At 67.9% G+C, this 15188-nt stretch carries 15 protein-coding genes; 5 read left to right on the top strand and 10 right to left on the bottom strand.

From position 1 onward, the window contains the following. Nucleotides 1-99 precede the first annotated feature (99 nt). Nucleotides 100-1119 (bottom strand): sterol desaturase family protein, encoded by a 1020-nt coding sequence (locus Q0316_RS03605; RefSeq protein ID WP_298669829.1) that lies wholly within the window; start codon nucleotides 1117-1119, stop codon nucleotides 100-102. A gap of 145 nt (nucleotides 1120-1264) precedes the next feature. Here Q0316_RS03605 and Q0316_RS03610 point away from each other — a divergent pair, with 145 nt between their 5' ends. The 4 genes from Q0316_RS03610 (at nucleotide 1265) to Q0316_RS03625 (ending at nucleotide 6783) form a co-directional block, all read left to right on the top strand. After that, nucleotides 1265-2428: a phosphoserine transaminase gene (locus Q0316_RS03610; protein WP_298669831.1), complete on the top strand. Its 1164-nt coding sequence runs from the start codon at nucleotides 1265-1267 to the stop codon at nucleotides 2426-2428. A gap of 103 nt (nucleotides 2429-2531) precedes the next feature. Next, nucleotides 2532-4109, top strand: coding sequence for a phosphoglycerate dehydrogenase (serA, locus tag Q0316_RS03615; RefSeq protein ID WP_298669834.1), 1578 nt, complete (start codon nucleotides 2532-2534; stop codon nucleotides 4107-4109). Between the two features lie 179 nt (nucleotides 4110-4288). Further along, nucleotides 4289-5383, top strand: a complete 1095-nt coding sequence (locus Q0316_RS03620; protein ID WP_298669837.1) for an ATP phosphoribosyltransferase regulatory subunit — start codon at nucleotides 4289-4291, stop codon at nucleotides 5381-5383. Nucleotides 5384-5493: 110 nt separating this feature from the next. Beyond that, complete coding sequence (locus Q0316_RS03625; protein WP_298669840.1) at nucleotides 5494-6783, top strand: adenylosuccinate synthase; 1290 nt, start codon at nucleotides 5494-5496, stop codon at nucleotides 6781-6783. A 75-nt stretch (nucleotides 6784-6858) separates the two neighbouring features. Here the strand turns inward: Q0316_RS03625 and Q0316_RS03630 are convergent, their stop codons facing one another. The 9 genes from Q0316_RS03630 to purD all read right to left on the bottom strand — a co-directional run bounded on the left by Q0316_RS03630 (nucleotide 6859) and on the right by purD (nucleotide 14197). Beyond that, nucleotides 6859-7125 (bottom strand): hypothetical protein, encoded by a 267-nt coding sequence (locus tag Q0316_RS03630; RefSeq protein ID WP_298669843.1) that lies wholly within the window; start codon nucleotides 7123-7125, stop codon nucleotides 6859-6861. Nucleotides 7126-7339: 214 nt separating this feature from the next. Next, on the bottom strand, nucleotides 7340-8410 hold the full coding sequence (aroC, locus tag Q0316_RS03635) for a chorismate synthase (RefSeq protein ID WP_298669846.1): 1071 nt from the start codon (nucleotides 8408-8410) through the stop codon (nucleotides 7340-7342). Then, on the bottom strand, nucleotides 8411-8932 hold the full coding sequence (locus Q0316_RS03640; RefSeq protein ID WP_298669849.1) for a GNAT family N-acetyltransferase: 522 nt from the start codon (nucleotides 8930-8932) through the stop codon (nucleotides 8411-8413). Nucleotides 8933-8935: 3 nt separating this feature from the next. Next, a complete protein-coding gene (gene fabI, locus Q0316_RS03645) occupies nucleotides 8936-9727 on the bottom strand; it encodes an enoyl-ACP reductase FabI (RefSeq protein WP_298669866.1) in 792 nt (263 codons plus the stop codon). Between the two features lie 8 nt (nucleotides 9728-9735). Further along, complete coding sequence (locus Q0316_RS03650; protein ID WP_298669852.1) at nucleotides 9736-10704, bottom strand: YihY/virulence factor BrkB family protein; 969 nt, start codon at nucleotides 10702-10704, stop codon at nucleotides 9736-9738. Between the two features lie 28 nt (nucleotides 10705-10732). Further along, on the bottom strand, nucleotides 10733-11659 hold the full coding sequence (locus Q0316_RS03655; RefSeq protein ID WP_298669854.1) for a DnaJ C-terminal domain-containing protein: 927 nt from the start codon (nucleotides 11657-11659) through the stop codon (nucleotides 10733-10735). Between the two features lie 75 nt (nucleotides 11660-11734). Further along, the gene (locus Q0316_RS03660) at nucleotides 11735-12127 is read right to left on the bottom strand and encodes an endonuclease domain-containing protein (RefSeq protein WP_298669857.1); all 393 of its coding nucleotides are present in this window, start codon (nucleotides 12125-12127) and stop codon (nucleotides 11735-11737) included. Nucleotides 12128-12202: 75 nt separating this feature from the next. Next, complete coding sequence (locus Q0316_RS03665; RefSeq protein WP_298669869.1) at nucleotides 12203-12874, bottom strand: hypothetical protein; 672 nt, start codon at nucleotides 12872-12874, stop codon at nucleotides 12203-12205. Between the two features lie 72 nt (nucleotides 12875-12946). Continuing rightward, nucleotides 12947-14197 carry a phosphoribosylamine--glycine ligase gene (gene purD / locus Q0316_RS03670; protein ID WP_298669859.1) on the bottom strand — a complete coding sequence of 417 codons (1251 nt, stop codon included), beginning with the start codon at nucleotides 14195-14197 and terminating at the stop codon, nucleotides 12947-12949. On the opposite strand from purD, the gene xseA reads away from it, so the two are divergent. Continuing rightward, a partial coding sequence (gene xseA / locus Q0316_RS03675; protein ID WP_298669863.1) for an exodeoxyribonuclease VII large subunit occupies nucleotides 14197-15188 on the top strand: 992 nt, incomplete at its 3' end. The two genes, purD and xseA, sit on opposite strands and share 1 nt — an antisense overlap.

Consider the following 15188-nt stretch of genomic DNA (forward strand, 5'->3'; position numbering starts at 1 on the left):
CGGGGCGCTCGGTGCGCCCGCAGGCGGCGAGCGCGAGGGCGAGAAGCAGGACGGGGAGAATGCGCATCGGTCGAACCATGGGGCGGGGCGGCGCATCTGTCAGCCGTTTGCCGCCCCCGCCGATCGCCGGCGGCGCCCGGTTCGGCGCAGGAGCGGTGCGACAAACTGCGCCCCGGCGGCGATGAACGGCTGGATCAGCAGCGCGCGCGGGCCGTGTGGCGCGCGCTCGCCATCGTCCACGCCAAACCGGATCGGGCGGTGCGTCGCATGGGGCGCGGTGAACGTGCCCGCGAGCCGATCGAACACCGCCAGCACATTGCCGAGATTGCGATTATAATGTTCCGGCGCACGCGAATGATGGATCTGGTGATGCGCCGGGCCGAGCAGCCAGCGCCCCCAGCGCGGGCCGAAGCCGATCCACAAATGGCTGTGCTGAAGATGCGCGATCGCGATCGAGGCGATCATCAGCAGCGCATTGCTGCCGTGGAGCGCGATCGGCGTGGCGGGGGCACCGAGCGCGAGCATCAGCCCGGCCTGCGTGGTGCCGAGCGTCACCGCGACGATGTTGAGGAACACGATCGTATCAACCGGATGAACCCGCCCGTTGGTGAGCAATGACAGGCTTTCGGCCTGATGGTGAACCTTGTGGAAATGCCAGAAGAAGGCGATGCGATGCTTCAGCCAGTGATCGAGCCAATAGGCGAACTCATAAGCGACGAACATCACGACCGTCGCGATCGTCGCCGCAGCCCACCATGGCAGCCATGCCGTGCCCGGCCCGCCGGCCAGCGCGAGCAGCGCGGCGCGCACGCGATCGGCCGAAACGATCGCCCAGCCGACCGCCAGCCCGGCGAGCAGCACGCCGCCAAGGAAATAGCCCGCATCGGCGCGGCCCGAGGCGGTGCCGAACTGGCGGCGCGGCACGACGATTCGCGCCATCACCTTGAGCGGCACGCGCCGCCGATGGCCGCGCGGCACCGCCACCAGAACGAACACGAGTAGCGACAACAGGAGTGCCGCGATCGACAGGCTGGAGCCGGGGGACAGAAATGTCCCGCCGAGTTGCCGCCCCATCGAACTGGCCACCAAGGCCACGAAATCGCTGATGTTTTCCTGCATCGCGGGCGAATTTAGCGCGGCGAATGCTAGCGTCCGGTAAATGGACGAGTAGAAGAATCAATTGACGCGCGGTGCGAAATCTCTAGGGCGGCCGACGGGCCACGCGGTCCCAACGCCGCGCGTGCTCTCTGTGAGGAGAGTTACATTGACTGATACGACGCTCGTTACCGGCGCCACCATTGCGCCTGCCAAGCCCGCCACCACGCCGGCTCGCCCCCATTTTTCATCCGGACCCTGCGCCAAGCCTCCGGGCTGGGATGCCGCGAAGCTCGCCACCGATGTGCTCGGTCGGTCGCATCGCTCGAAGCTCGGCAAGCAGCGGCTGCAATATTGCATCGATCTGATGCGCGAACTGCTGCGCCTGCCGGATACGCACCGCATCGGCATCGTTCCCGGATCGGATACCGGCGCGTTCGAAATGGCGATGTGGACGATGCTGGGCGCCCGCCCGGTGACGACGCTGGCATGGGAAAGCTTCGGTGAAGGTTGGGTCACCGATGCGGCCAAGCAACTCAAGCTCGATCCGAATGTCATCCGCGCCGATTACGGCCAGCTTCCCGATCTTTCGCAGGTCGATTTCAGCCATGACGTGCTGTTCACCTGGAATGGCACCACCAGCGGCGTGCGCGTGCCCAACGGCGACTGGATCGCCGCGAACCGCGCAGGGCTGACCTTCGCGGATGCCACCTCGGCGGTGTTCGCTTATGACCTGCCGTGGGACAAGATAGATGTCGCCACCTTCTCCTGGCAGAAGGTGCTGGGCGGCGAGGGCGCGCACGGCGTACTGATCCTTGGCCCGCGCGCGGTGGAACGGCTTGAAACCTACACGCCGGCATGGCCGCTGCCCAAGGTGTTCCGCCTTATTTCCAAGGGAAAGCTCGCCGAGGGCGTGTTCAAGGGCGAGACGATCAACACCCCGTCGATGCTGGCGGTGGAGGATGCGATCTTCGCGCTGGAATGGGCCAAGTCGGTCGGCGGCGCGGACGGGCTGATCGCGCGTTCGGATGCCAATGCCGCCGCGCTCGACCGGATCGTGGCTGAACGCGACTGGCTCGGCCATCTCGCGCCAGATGCCGCCTCGCGCTCGAAAACCAGTGTGTGCCTGACGGTGGCGGGCGCCGATGAGGCGTTCATCAAGTCGATGGCGGCGCTGCTCGAAAAGGAAGGCGCGGCGTTCGATATCGCGGGCTATCGCGATGCGCCGGCGGGCCTGCGTATCTGGTGCGGCGCGACGGTCGACACGGCCGATGTCGTGGCGCTCGGCCCATGGCTCGACTGGGCCTATGCCGAAGTGAAGGCTTCCGCCTGAATTACCCGTCATTCCCGCGAAGGCGGGAATCCATACTCACTGCCGTCAGCGATAATGGATCCCCGCCTTTGCGGGGATGACGGCGAAGTTGCAGGATATTCTCATGCCCAAAGTTCTCATCAGCGACAAAATGGACCCCAAGGCCGCGCAGATATTTCGCGAGCGCGGCGTGGAAGTGGCCGAGATCACCGGCAAGACGCCGGAGGAGTTGAAGGCGATCATCGGCCAGTATGACGGCCTCGCCATCCGTTCCTCGACCAAGGTGACGAAGGAAATCCTCGACGCCGCGACCAATCTGAAGGTGGTCGGGCGTGCGGGGATCGGGGTCGATAACGTCGATATCCCCGCCGCCAGTGCAAAGGGCGTGGTGGTGATGAACACCCCGTTCGGCAATTCGATCACCACCGCCGAACACGCCATCGCGCTGATGTTCGCGCTCGCCCGCCAGTTGCCCGAAGCCGATGCCTCCACCCAGGCCGGCAAGTGGGAGAAGAACCGCTTCATGGGCGTCGAGCTGACCAGCAAGACGCTCGGCCTGATCGGCGCGGGCAATATCGGCTCGATCGTCGCCGATCGCGCGCATGGCCTCAAGATGAAGGTCGTCGCCTATGATCCGTTCCTGACGCCCGAGCGCGCGGTGGAAATGGGCGTGGAAAAGGTGACGCTGGACGAATTGCTCGCGCGTGCCGATTTCATCACGCTGCACACCCCGCTGACCGACCAGACCCGCAACATCCTGTCGGCGGAAAATCTCGCCAAGACTAAGAAGGGCGTGCGCATCATCAACTGCGCGCGCGGCGGGCTGATCGACGAGGCGGCGCTGAAGGCGGGCCTCGATTCGGGGCATATCGGCGGCGCGGCGCTGGACGTGTTCATCACCGAGCCGGCGAAGGAAAGCCCGCTGTTCGGCACGCCGAACTTCATCTCCACCCCGCATCTGGGCGCATCGACCACCGAGGCGCAGGTCAATGTCGCGATCCAGGTGGCGGAGCAGATGGCGGATTATCTCGTCACCGGCGGCGTCACCAACGCGCTCAACATGCCGAGCCTGTCGGCGGAGGAAGCGCCCAAGCTCAAGCCCTATATGGCGCTGGCCGAAAAGCTCGGCAGCCTCGTCGGCCAGCTTTCCTATGGCGCGATCCCGCGTATCTCGATCCATGCCGAGGGCGCCGCGGCGGAGCTGAACCCCAAGCCGATCGTCTCGGCGGTGCTGGCCGGGTTCCTGCGCACGCAGACCGACACGGTGAACATGGTCAACGCGCCATTCCTCGCCCGCGAGCGCGGGATCGAGGTGCGCGAGATCCGCACCGAGCGCGAGGGCGATTACCACACACTGCTGCGCGTTTCGGTGAAGACCGACACTGGCGAACGCTCGGTCGTCGGCACCTTGTTCGGCGATGCCGCGCCGCGCCTGGTCGAGCTGTTCGGGATCAAGGTGGAGGCCGATCTTGGCGGCCATATGCTCTATGTCGTCAACGAGGATGCGCCGGGCTTCATCGGCCGCATCGGCACGCTGCTGGGCGAGGCCGGGGTCAACATCGGCACCTTCCACCTCGGGCGTCGTCAGGCGGGCGGCGAGGCGGTGCTGCTGCTCTCGGTCGATGACGAGGTGAGCGCCGATCTGCTCGCGCAGGTGAAGACGCTGCCGGGCGTGAAGACCGCGATGGGCCTCGCATTCTGAACCGGGTGGGCGGGGAAGGGCGTTTTTCCTTCCCCGCTCGGGCCGAGCGTGTCTAAGCCCGGCCCCTCGGCACGGAAGAAAGCAGCCCTTCGACAGGCGCAGGGTGAGCGGGCGAGTGTGAGGTTGACGACACCGGCCATAACGACGAAGCGCGGGATGCAGATCAGGACAGGACTTAAGTGACCGCATTGCTCCCCGAAGGTTTCCGCGACACCTTGCCGCCGTTCGCCGATGCGGCGGCGGCGATGGAGGCGCGCGCGCTCGCGGCGGCGGCGAGCCATGGCTATGAGCGCGCCGATCCGCCGCTCGCCGAATTCGCCGACGGGCTGGGCTCCCGTCTCAAGGACGGCGGCCTGCGCAACGCGGTGCGCTTCGTCGATCCGGTGTCACAACGCACGCTGGCGATCCGGCCCGACCTCACCGCGCAGATCGCCCGCATCGCGGCGACGCGCATGGCGCATCACCCCCGCCCGGTGCGGCTGAGCTATGCCGGCCCGGTGCTCAAGCTGCGCGGCGACGCGCTCAATCCGGCGCGCGAGGTGCGGCAGATCGGCTGCGAACTGATCGGCCTCGATTCGGTGGCGGCGGCGCGCGAGGTGGTGACCGTCGCGGTCGATGCGCTGGAGGCGGCGGGGGCGACCGGCATCTCGATAGATTTCACGCTGCCCGATCTGGTCGATGCCATGGCGGCCACGCTGCCGGTGGATGATGTGGATGCGCTGCGCGAACGGCTCGACGCGAAGGATGCCGGCGGGGTCGCGGCGCTGGCGCCGGCCTATCTCCCGCTGATCGCCGCCGCCGGGCCGTTTCCGGACGCGCTGGAGCGGCTGCGCGCGTTCGATACCGGCGGCATCCTCGCGTCGCGGATCGAGGGGCTGGGCGAGATCGTCGCGTCGCTGGGGAACCGCGTGCAACTCACGCTCGATCCGACCGAGCGGCATGGCTTCGAATATCAGACCTGGCTCGGCTTCTCGCTGTTCGTACATGGCGCGGCGCGCGAAGTGGGGCGTGGCGGCACATACAGCATCATGCGCGAGGGCGGCACGGAGGAGGCGGCGACCGGCTTCTCGCTCTATGCCGATGCGCTCGCGGGCAATGGCGCGCCGGAGCGACGGCGGCTGTTCCTGCCTTGTGGCACCCCGGCGGCGACGGGCGTGGCGATGCGTGCCGCCGGCTGGGTGACGGTGGCGGCGCTGGAGCCGCGCGATACGCCCGAGGCGCAGCTCTGCACCCATATCCTGGACGGCGGCGCGGCAAAGCCGCTCGGCGGTTGACGCGTGCGTCGGGCGCGGCTAACCGCCCCGGCGAATAATTCGGAACGTCCGCACGCCGAGTCCTGTCGAAGGGCGCGCGGATAAGACCCGGCAGGGGGAGTTCTGTATTCATGGCGAACGTAGCGGTTATCGGCGCGCAATGGGGCGACGAGGGCAAGGGCAAGATCGTCGACTGGCTCGCCGAGCGCGCCGACATGGTGGTGCGCTTTCAGGGCGGCCATAACGCCGGCCACACGCTCGTCGTCGGTGAGACGACCTACAAATTATCGCTGCTCCCCTCCGGCATCGTGCGCGGCACGCCGTCCGTTATCGGCAATGGCGTGGTGCTCGATCCATGGGCGCTGCGCGACGAGATCGCGCGGCTCGGCGAACAGGGGGTGAAGGCGACGCCGGAAACGCTGCGCATCGCCGACAATTGCGCGCTGATCCTGCCATTCCACCGCGATCTGGACGCGCTGCGTGAGGATGCGAGCGGGGCGGGCAAGATCGGCACCACGCGGCGCGGCATCGGCCCGGCTTATGAGGACAAGGTTGGCCGCCGCGCGATCCGCGTGTGCGATCTGGCGCATCTCGACGATCTCGGGCCGCAGCTCGATCGCCTCACCGCGCACCATGACGCGCTGCGCGCGGGCTTCGGCGAGCCGCCGATCGACCGCGAACGGCTGCTCAATGAATTGCGCGAGATCGCGCGTTTCGTGCTGCCATTCGCCAAGCCGGTGTGGCGCGATCTGAACGAGGCGCGCGCGGCGGGGCAGCGCATCCTGTTCGAAGGCGCGCAGGGCGTGCTGCTCGATATCGACCACGGCACCTATCCGTTCGTCACCTCGTCCAACACGATCGCGGGGCAGGCGGCGGGCGGCTCCGGCATCGGGCCGAGCGGCGTTGGCTTCGTGCTGGGGATCGCCAAGGCTTATACCACGCGCGTCGGCTCCGGGCCGTTCCCGACCGAGTTGGACGACGAGACGGGCGAGCGGCTCGGCACGCGCGGGCGCGAGTTCGGCACCGTTACCGGGCGTAAGCGGCGCTGCGGCTGGTTCGACGCGGTGCTGGTGCGCCAGTCGGCGGCGGTGAGCGGCATCACCGGCATCGCGCTCACCAAGCTCGACGTGCTCGACGGGTTCGAGGAGGTGCGCATCTGCACCGGCTACAGGCTGCGCGGCGAGACGCTGGATTATTTCCCGTCGCACGCCGCCGATCAGGCGGAGGTCGAGCCGGTTTACGAGACGATCGAGGGCTGGTCGGAATCGACCGCCGGTGCGCGGAGCTGGGCCGATCTGCCGGCGCAGGCGATCAAATATATCCGCCGCGTCGAGGAACTGATCCGCTGCCCGGTCGCGCTCGTTTCGACCAGCCCGGAGCGGGAGGACACGATCCTGGTGCGCGATCCGTTCGCGGACTGATTTGCGGCAAACGAAAGCAAAGGGCCGGCGAACTCCGAGTTCACCGGCCCGTGAGGAATAGGCGTCCGTCGCCGATCAGTTATGCGGCGGCGCCTTCTGATCGGGGGTAGGCGCCGGTGCCGGCGCCGAGGTGTCGGCTGGCGGCATGGTCGACGGATCGGACGCGGGCGGCGTGGCCATCGTGTCCGTCGGCGCCGCTGCCGGATCGCTCATATTGTGGTGATGTTTCGCGCCCTTCTTCGCCTTGGCGGAGGAATTGGGCTGATCGCCCGGCGCGGATTGCGCGACGGCAACGGCGGGGAGAACAAGGGCGCCGGCGGCGATGATGTGAAGGATCTTCATGAATCTTCTCCTGGTGTTCCCTGTTGTCGGGGCAATATAGGGAGAAAATTCGTGCTGCGCGGTCAATTGAACCTGGCGATGCCACGATTCGGCCCAACAAAATCGCGCTGAAATATTGCCGAAAAGATGAAGCGTGGCGCGTCGCGGATGAAGCGATTATTAACCGCTGTTCATCTTTTCGATTCGTAATCGTCGGTCATTGACGATCCAGGGTTCACCCGCATTGAGCGCGGTGCAGCAGCGCCTGATCGGCCAGCACCAGCGCGACCATCGCCTCCACCACCGGCACGCCGCGAATGCCGACGCAAGGATCATGGCGGCCCTTGGTGGCGATCTCGCTCGCATCGCCCGCGCGGGTGATCGTCTCCACCGGGGTCAGGATCGAACTGGTCGGCTTGAACGCGACGCGCACGCGGACCGGCTGGCCCGTGGCGATCCCGCCGGCGATCCCGCCGGCATGGTTGGCGAGAAACAGCGGCTTGCCGTCAGGGCCGGGGCGCATCGCATCGGCATTCTGCTCGCCCGATAGCGCCGCTGCGGCGAAGCCGTCGCCGATCTCCACGCCCTTCACCGCGTTGATCGACATGCACGCGGCGGCAAGCTCGCTATCGAGCTTGGCGTAGAGCGGCGCGCCCCAGCCGGCGGGCACGCCGGTTGCCTCGCACGCTACCACCGCGCCGAGCGAACTGCCGCTCTTGCGCGCCGCGTCGACCTTCGCCTCCCAGCGCAGCGCGGCGGCGGCATCGGGGCAGAAGAACGCGTTGCGGTCGATCTCGGCGTCATCGAAATTGGCGGGGTCGATCGCGTCGCCGCCGATCGCCTCCACCCAGGCGCGGACGCGGACCTGCGGCACGACGAGCCGCGCCACCGCGCCCGCCGCGACCCGCGCCGCCGTTTCGCGCGCCGACGATCGCCCGCCGCCGCGATAATCGCGAAAACCGTATTTCGCGTCATAGGCATAATCGGCATGGCCGGGGCGATAGGCTTGCGCGACCTCCGAATAATCCTTCGATCGTTGATCGACATTCTCGATCATCAGGCTGATCGGCGTGCCGGTGGTGCGCCCTTCGAACGTGCCGGAGAGGATGCGCACCGCATCGGGCTCGCGCCGCTGCGTGGTGAAGCGCGACTGGCCGGGGCGGCGCTTGTCGAGCCACGGCTGGATATCCGCTTCGGAGAGCGCGATCCCCGGCGGGCACCCGTCGACCACCGCGCCCAGCGCCGGCCCGTGGCTTTCGCCCCAGGTGGTGAAACGGAAGACGCGGCCGAAGGTGTTGAAGCTCATTTACGATCCCAATCGCGCGAAAGCCGGCGCGTGGCGCGCCTCCTCGCGCACCCCGCATGGCAGCAGCCCGCCCTGCAACGGCAGCGCCATGAAATAATCGCCGGCATAAGGTGATGCGAAATTCCGCGCCACCGCCGCATCATAGCCGAAGCGACCATAATATTCAGGCTCGCCGAGCACGAAGCTCAGCACCACGCCCTCCGCCTCCAGCCGATCGTGCCCGGCGCGGACCAGCGCCTCGGCCACGCCCTGCCGCCGCCACGCGGGCGCCACCGCGAGCGGGGCGAGCGCCACCGAAGGCACCGCCTTGCCGCCGACGCCCACGTCCATCCGGCTGAACGCGATCATCCCAACAAACGCATCCTGATCCTCATCCTGCGCAACGAGCGTCAGCACCATATCGCCTTCGATGCACAGATCGCGCACCAAAGTGGCCTCGTCCGGCGCGGGGAAGCTCGCGCGCAGCAGCGCGTCGATCGCGGCGACATCCTCGGCGCGGGCGGGGCGGACGGTGATGGTCATGGATCAGGCCAGCGCGATATCCGGCGCGTCCTCGGCCTTCATGCCGATCACGTTATAGCCGGCGTCGACGTGATGAATCTCGCCCGTCACCCCGCTCGCCAGATCGGAAAGCATATAAAGCCCGGCGCCGCCGACATCCTCGATCGTCACGGTGCGGCGCATCGGCGAATTCAGCTCGTTCCATTTCAGGATATAGTTGAAATCGCCGATCCCGCGCGCCGCGAGCGTCTGGATCGGCCCGGCGGAAATGGCGTTGACGCGGATATTCTCCGGCCCGAGATCGACCGCGAGATATTTCACGCTGGTTTCGAGCGCCGCCTTCGCCACGCCCATCACGTTATAATGCGGGATGACCTTTTCCGCGCCATAATAAGTGAGCGTCAGGATGGAGCCGCCGTTCGGCATCATCGCGCGCGCGCGCTTGGCGACGGCGACCAGCGAATAGGCGGAGATGTTCATCGTCATCAGGAAATTGTCGAGCGTCGTATCGTAATAACGCCCGCGAAGCTGCGACTTGTCCGAAAAGCCGATCGCGTGGACGACGAAATCAATCGTCGGCCAATCCTGCGCCAGCGCGGCGAAGGTGGCGTCAAGCGCATTCATGTCGCCCACGTCGCAATCGAACAGGCGCGCGATGCCAAGCTGCTCCGCCAGCGGGCGGACGCGCTTCGCCATCGCTTCGCCCTGATAGCTGAAGGCCAGTTCCGCCCCGGCTTCGCTCAGCTTCTTCGCAATTCCCCACGCCAGCGACTTGTCGTTCGCAAGCCCCATGATGAGCCCGCGCTTGCCTGCCATCAATCCGGTCACGGTCCCGCCTTTTCCTTTAATTCCGTTTGGGCACCCTCTAACCCCGTTTCCGGCGGTTCCGCCAGTGCCGCGTTCAGATGCGCGCCGAATACCAGCCCAAGCCCGATCAGATAGAAGAATAGCAACGTCACCACCACACCCGCGAGGCTGCCGTAGGTCAGGCTGTATCCGCCAAGCTGCGCCAGCACGAGCGGCAGCCCCGCGGTCATCCCGATCCACCAGATGGTGGTGAACAGCGCGCCGGGCCATTTGCGGCTGCCCGAATAGCGATATTTCGACGGGGTGACGAAATAGAACAGCATGAACAGCGCGCCGAACATCACCACGGCGGGGATCGCGCGGCTGATCCCGATCCAGCCCGCGACATCCTGTGCCCAGGGGATCAGGCGATAGATGAATTGCTCGGCGGCGGTGAGCAGGCCCTGCACCAGAAACGAGATGAGCGCGAGGACGACGGAAAGGACGATCCCCAGCGACAACCCCAGCCGCGCCCGCCAGAGCGGCTGGGTGCTTTGCGTGCCATAGGCCTGGCGGAAAATCTCGCGGATCGTCTCGACGAAGCTGCCGACCGTCCACAGCCCGACGAGCGCGCCGAGCCACAGCAACGATCCGGTGCGCGCGGTCAGCACATCATGGATCGGGGTGCGCAGGATATCCGCGACGTTCGGAGGCAGGACATGAAGGAACGAGGCCACCGCCATCTGGATGCGATCGTTCGCATCGAGCACGGACAATATCGCCGCCGCGACGATGAAGAACGGAAACACCGCCATCAGCGCGAGATAGGCAAGGTTGCCGGCGTGCATGAAGCCGACCGTGTAAACCCCGGCGCCCGCGCGTTTCAGCACTTCGAACAGATAGCCGCCGGGCGAAAGCTGCGCGAGCTGGTGGTCGAAGCGCGCGCGCGCCGTGCCGCGGCGCCCCGCGCGATCTTCCGGTGTCAGCGCGTTCGCGGCTTCGTCCAAACCTTCCCCCCTTTTTGCCTCGCCGGGATCAGACTCCCATCGCCGCACGCGGGTTCCCGCCGCCCGCCCAGCCGCTCACGAACTGCTGAAGCGCCGCATCGCCGGCGGGCACGTCCACCATCAGCGTGACGAGCTGATCCCCGCGCTCGCCACCCTTTTTGTGGAAGCCCTTGCCCTTCAGCCGCAGCACCTTGCCGGAGGATGAGCCGGCGGGGATCTTCAGCATCACCGGCTTCTCGACGGTCGGCACCTTCACCGGGCCGCCGTTCACCGCCTCGCCAAGCGTGACGGGCAGATCGAGCCGCACATCGTCCCCATCGCGGGTGAAGAAGCGATGTGGCGTCACCTCGATCGTGACGATCGCATCGCCCGCGCCGCCGGGGCCGGCCTCGCCCTTGCCGGAAAGGCGCATCTGCGTGCCGTCCTCGACACCGGCGGGGAGCTTGAGGTCGATCGTCTTGCCGTCGCCGAGCGTGATGCGCTGCGGCTCCAGCGCGGCGGCATCGACGAACGGCACGCGCAGCCGATAGGCGATATTGGCGCCCTTGGCGGGCGGCTGTCGCCGTCCGAAGCCGCTGGCGAACCCGCCGCCGCCGCGCCCGCCGAACAATCCTTCGAAGATGTCGGACATATCGGCGCCCTCGCCGCCGAAATCGAAGCCCTGCGAGCGAAACCCGCCCGCGCCACCGCCGCCGCGCCCGCCGCCGAAGCCCGCGCCGAACGGGGAGGTGGGGTTGCCGTCCGCGTCGATCTCGCCGCGATCGAAGCGCGCGCGCTTTTCCTTGTCGGTCAGCAGATCATAGGCGCTGGTGACCTGGCTGAAGCGTTCAGCGGCCTTGGGATTGTCCTTGTTGCGATCGGGATGCAGCTCTTTTGCGAGCTTGCGATACGCCTTCTTGATGTCCGCTTCGGATGCGCCGCGCGCGACCCCCAGCGTCGAATATGGATCGGCCATCGATTCCCCGTTGGTGTGTTACCCGGCTATGTGGGACGTGCGAGGTGCGAGCGCAATGAGGAACGGTCGGTGCGGTCAATCCGTGCTCCCCTCCCTGGAAGGGAGGGGTTGGGGGAGGGTAGGCCCGAGGGTTTCCGCAACGACCGCCACGATGGCTTCCGCGACGCCATCCGGATTCTCCCGCACGTCACTGTTCCAGTAGCGCAGGACGCGCCATCCGAGCCGTTCGAGGAACGCGGTCCGCCGCGCATCATATTCGGCGTTGGCGACATGCTGGCTGCCGTCGATCTCGACCGCGATCCTCGCGCGGCGGCAAGCAAGATCGAGAATATAGGGGCCGACTGGAAGCTGGCGGGTGAAGCGCGGGCGAAAGTGACGCAGCCGTTGCCACAGCGCGCGTTCACCTGCGGTGGCGTTGCGCCGGAGGTCGCGGGCGTTGGTGGTCAGGGCGGGCGCGATCCGGGGCATGGCGCGAGGCTGACGGATCGCGATGCGAAGGGCAACCCGCCCCCGGCCCCTCCCTTTCAGGGAGGGGAGAAGGCCTCACAGCTTGCCGAACACCGCCTCGAACCCCGCGCGATCGCCGGCGGCGAGAAAGCGCGCCTGCTCGATCCAGCGATCGCGGTTCATGCGGCCGGTGAACGGCCCGAGCCGCGCGTCGAGCGCCTCGGCCTGCGCGGCATCGAGCGCGGCGAGCTGGCCGACCGTGGTGAAGCCGAGTTCCGCCAGCCGCTCGGCGAGCTTCGGGCCAAGCCCCTTGAGCTGGGTGATCGGGCCGTCGCCCGGCGGCGGCCCTTCGGGCACCGGCGGCGCGGGCGGTGCAGGTGCGGGCGCCGCTACGACCGCTTCGGCTGCCGGAGACGCTTCCAGCGGGGCGGCGGCGGCGATCGGCTCATCGGCGAAGGGCGCGGGATCGCTCGATGGTTCTTCGATCGCCGGCCCATCGGCGATCGGCTCCACGATCACCGGCGGCTCGGGCGCGAGCGGCGGCGGTGGCGGGGCGACCGGCAGCGGGGGAGCGGGCGCGGCTGTGGGAGTGGCGGCGCGATTGCGCGCGGCGGCCTTGCGGTCCTGCTCGGCGACCAACTCCTCGATCCGCTCCGCGGCGACGCGCTGGCGCTTGAGGTGCGCGCCCCACAGGATGCCGATGACCGTCAGCACCGCGACCACGGCGATCAATGCCAGTGCGATCGTCGTCAATGTGCCGGTATCCATCACGCTAAGGCCCATATCCTGCTTTGGTGTCCGATGCGAAGCCTTAGCCGGCCCGCCGCGCCTGTCCAGCGATCAGATCGCGCGCCAGCCGATGTCGCGCCGGCAAAAGCCGTCGGGAAAGTCGATCGCGTCGACCGCGCGATAGGCGATGTCCTGCGCGGTCCGCACGTCCGCGCCGCTGGCGGTGACGGTGAGCACGCGCCCGCCGCTGGCGACGAGCTGGCCGTCCACTTCCTTCGTCCCGGCCTGGAATACCACCGCGCCGGCCGCCTCCGCCGCGCCGATCCCGGCGATCGCGCCACCGGCTTTCGGCGTGCTCGGATAGCCTTGCGCCGCCATCACCACCGTCAGCGCGATATCGGGCGAGAAAGCGGGTTCGGGCTGATCGGCGAGCCGGCCTTCCGCCACGGCGAGCAGCAGTTCGGCCAGATCGCCGGTGAAGCGCGCCATCAATACCTGGCATTCGGGATCGCCGAAGCGGACGTTATATTCGATCAGCTTCGGCCCGTCCGCCGTCAGCATCAGCCCGGCATAGAGCACGCCGACATAGGGCGTGCCGGCATCGGCCAGCGCGTCGATCGTCGGGCGGACGATCTCGCCGAGCGCGCGCGCCTCCAATTCCGGCGTCAGCACCGCCGCCGGGCTGTAGGCGCCCATGCCGCCGGTGTTCGGCCCGGTATCGCCATCGCCGACGCGCTTGTGATCCTGCGCCGAGCCGAACGATGCGGTGGCGGCGCCATCGGATAGCACGAACAGGCTGACCTCGGGGCCTTCGAGCATCTCCTCGATCACCGCTTCCGCCGGGCCATCGGCGAACAGCGCCTCGATCGCGGCTTCGGCCTCGGCGCGGCTGGTGGCGACGGTCACGCCCTTGCCGGCGGCGAGGCCATCGGCCTTGATGACGCATTTCTCGCCGAAATCGTCGAGCGTGGCGAGCGCGCCATCCCTGCTCGTCACGCGGAAATAACGCGCGGTGGGGATGCCGACGCGCGCGCACAGATCCTTGGTGAAGCCCTTCGAGCCTTCAAGCTGCGCCGCCGCGCGACCGGGGCCGAAAACGGGCACGCCGATCGCGCGGATATTGTCGGCCAGCCCGTCCACCAGCGGCGCCTCCGGGCCGATCACCACCAGCCCGATTCGCTCGCGGCGGCAGAAATCAATCACCGCGCGATGATCGGCCACATTGAGCGCGGGGATCGTCGCATGTTGCGCGATGCCGGGGTTGCCGGGCGCGGCGAACAGGGTATCGAGCATCGGAGATTGCGCCAGCTTCCATGCCAGCGCATGTTCACGCCCGCCCGAGCCAACCAGTAGAATATTCAATGTCCGATCCTTTTCTTGATCCGCCGGGCCGGCTGGTAGCCGAGCCTGCCCCCGGCAGCAACGCGCCCGCGCTGTCGGTCGGCGAACTGTCGCAGCGGCTGAAGCGCGTGGTGGAGGGCGAATTCGGCCACGTCCGGCTGCGCGGCGAGATTTCCGGCTATAAGCGCGTCGCCTCGGGCCACGCCTATCTCGCGCTCAAGGACGAGGTGGCGGTGATCGACGGGGTGATCTGGAAAGGGCAGGTCGCCAATCTCGCCTTCCGCCCGGAGGACGGGATCGAGGTGATCGCCACCGGGCGGCTGACCACCTATCCGGGGCGCTCCAAATATCAGATCATCATCGAGCGGATGGAGCTGGCCGGCGCGGGCGCGCTGATGGCGCTGCTCGAAAAGCGTCGCGCCGCGCTGGCGGCGGAGGGGCTGTTCGATGCGAGCCGCAAGCGCCCACTGCCGTTCCTGCCGCGCAGGATCGGCGTCGTCACCTCGCCCACGGGCGCGGTGATCCGCGATATCCTGCACCGGCTGGAGGATCGCTGCCCGAGCCACGTCCTTGTCTGGCCGGTCAAGGTGCAGGGCGAGGGCGCCGCGAACGAGGTCGCCGCGGCGGTGCGCGGCTTCAACGCGCTGCCCGAGGAACTGCGCCCGGATCTTGTCATCGTCGCGCGCGGCGGCGGCTCGATCGAGGATCTGTGGGCGTTCAACGAGGAAGCGGTGGTGCGCGCGGTCGCCGCGTCGGCGATTCCGACGATCTCGGCGGTCGGGCACGAAACCGATACCACCTTGTGCGATCACGCCGCCGATCTGCGCGCGCCCACGCCCACCGCCGCCGCCGAACTGGCGGTGCCGGTGCTCGCGGATATCCGCCTGACCGTTGCCGCTCACGCCCAGCGCGCCGAGCGGTGCGCGCGCCGCTATGTCGAGCGCGGGCGCGAGCGGCTGGAGGCGCAGGCGCGGCTGATGCCGACGCGCGATCGGCTGCTCGGCCCGCAGCG

This window comes from uncultured Sphingomonas sp. (assembly GCF_937871615.1).
In the GTDB taxonomy this organism is placed as follows: domain Bacteria; phylum Pseudomonadota; class Alphaproteobacteria; order Sphingomonadales; family Sphingomonadaceae; genus Sphingomonas.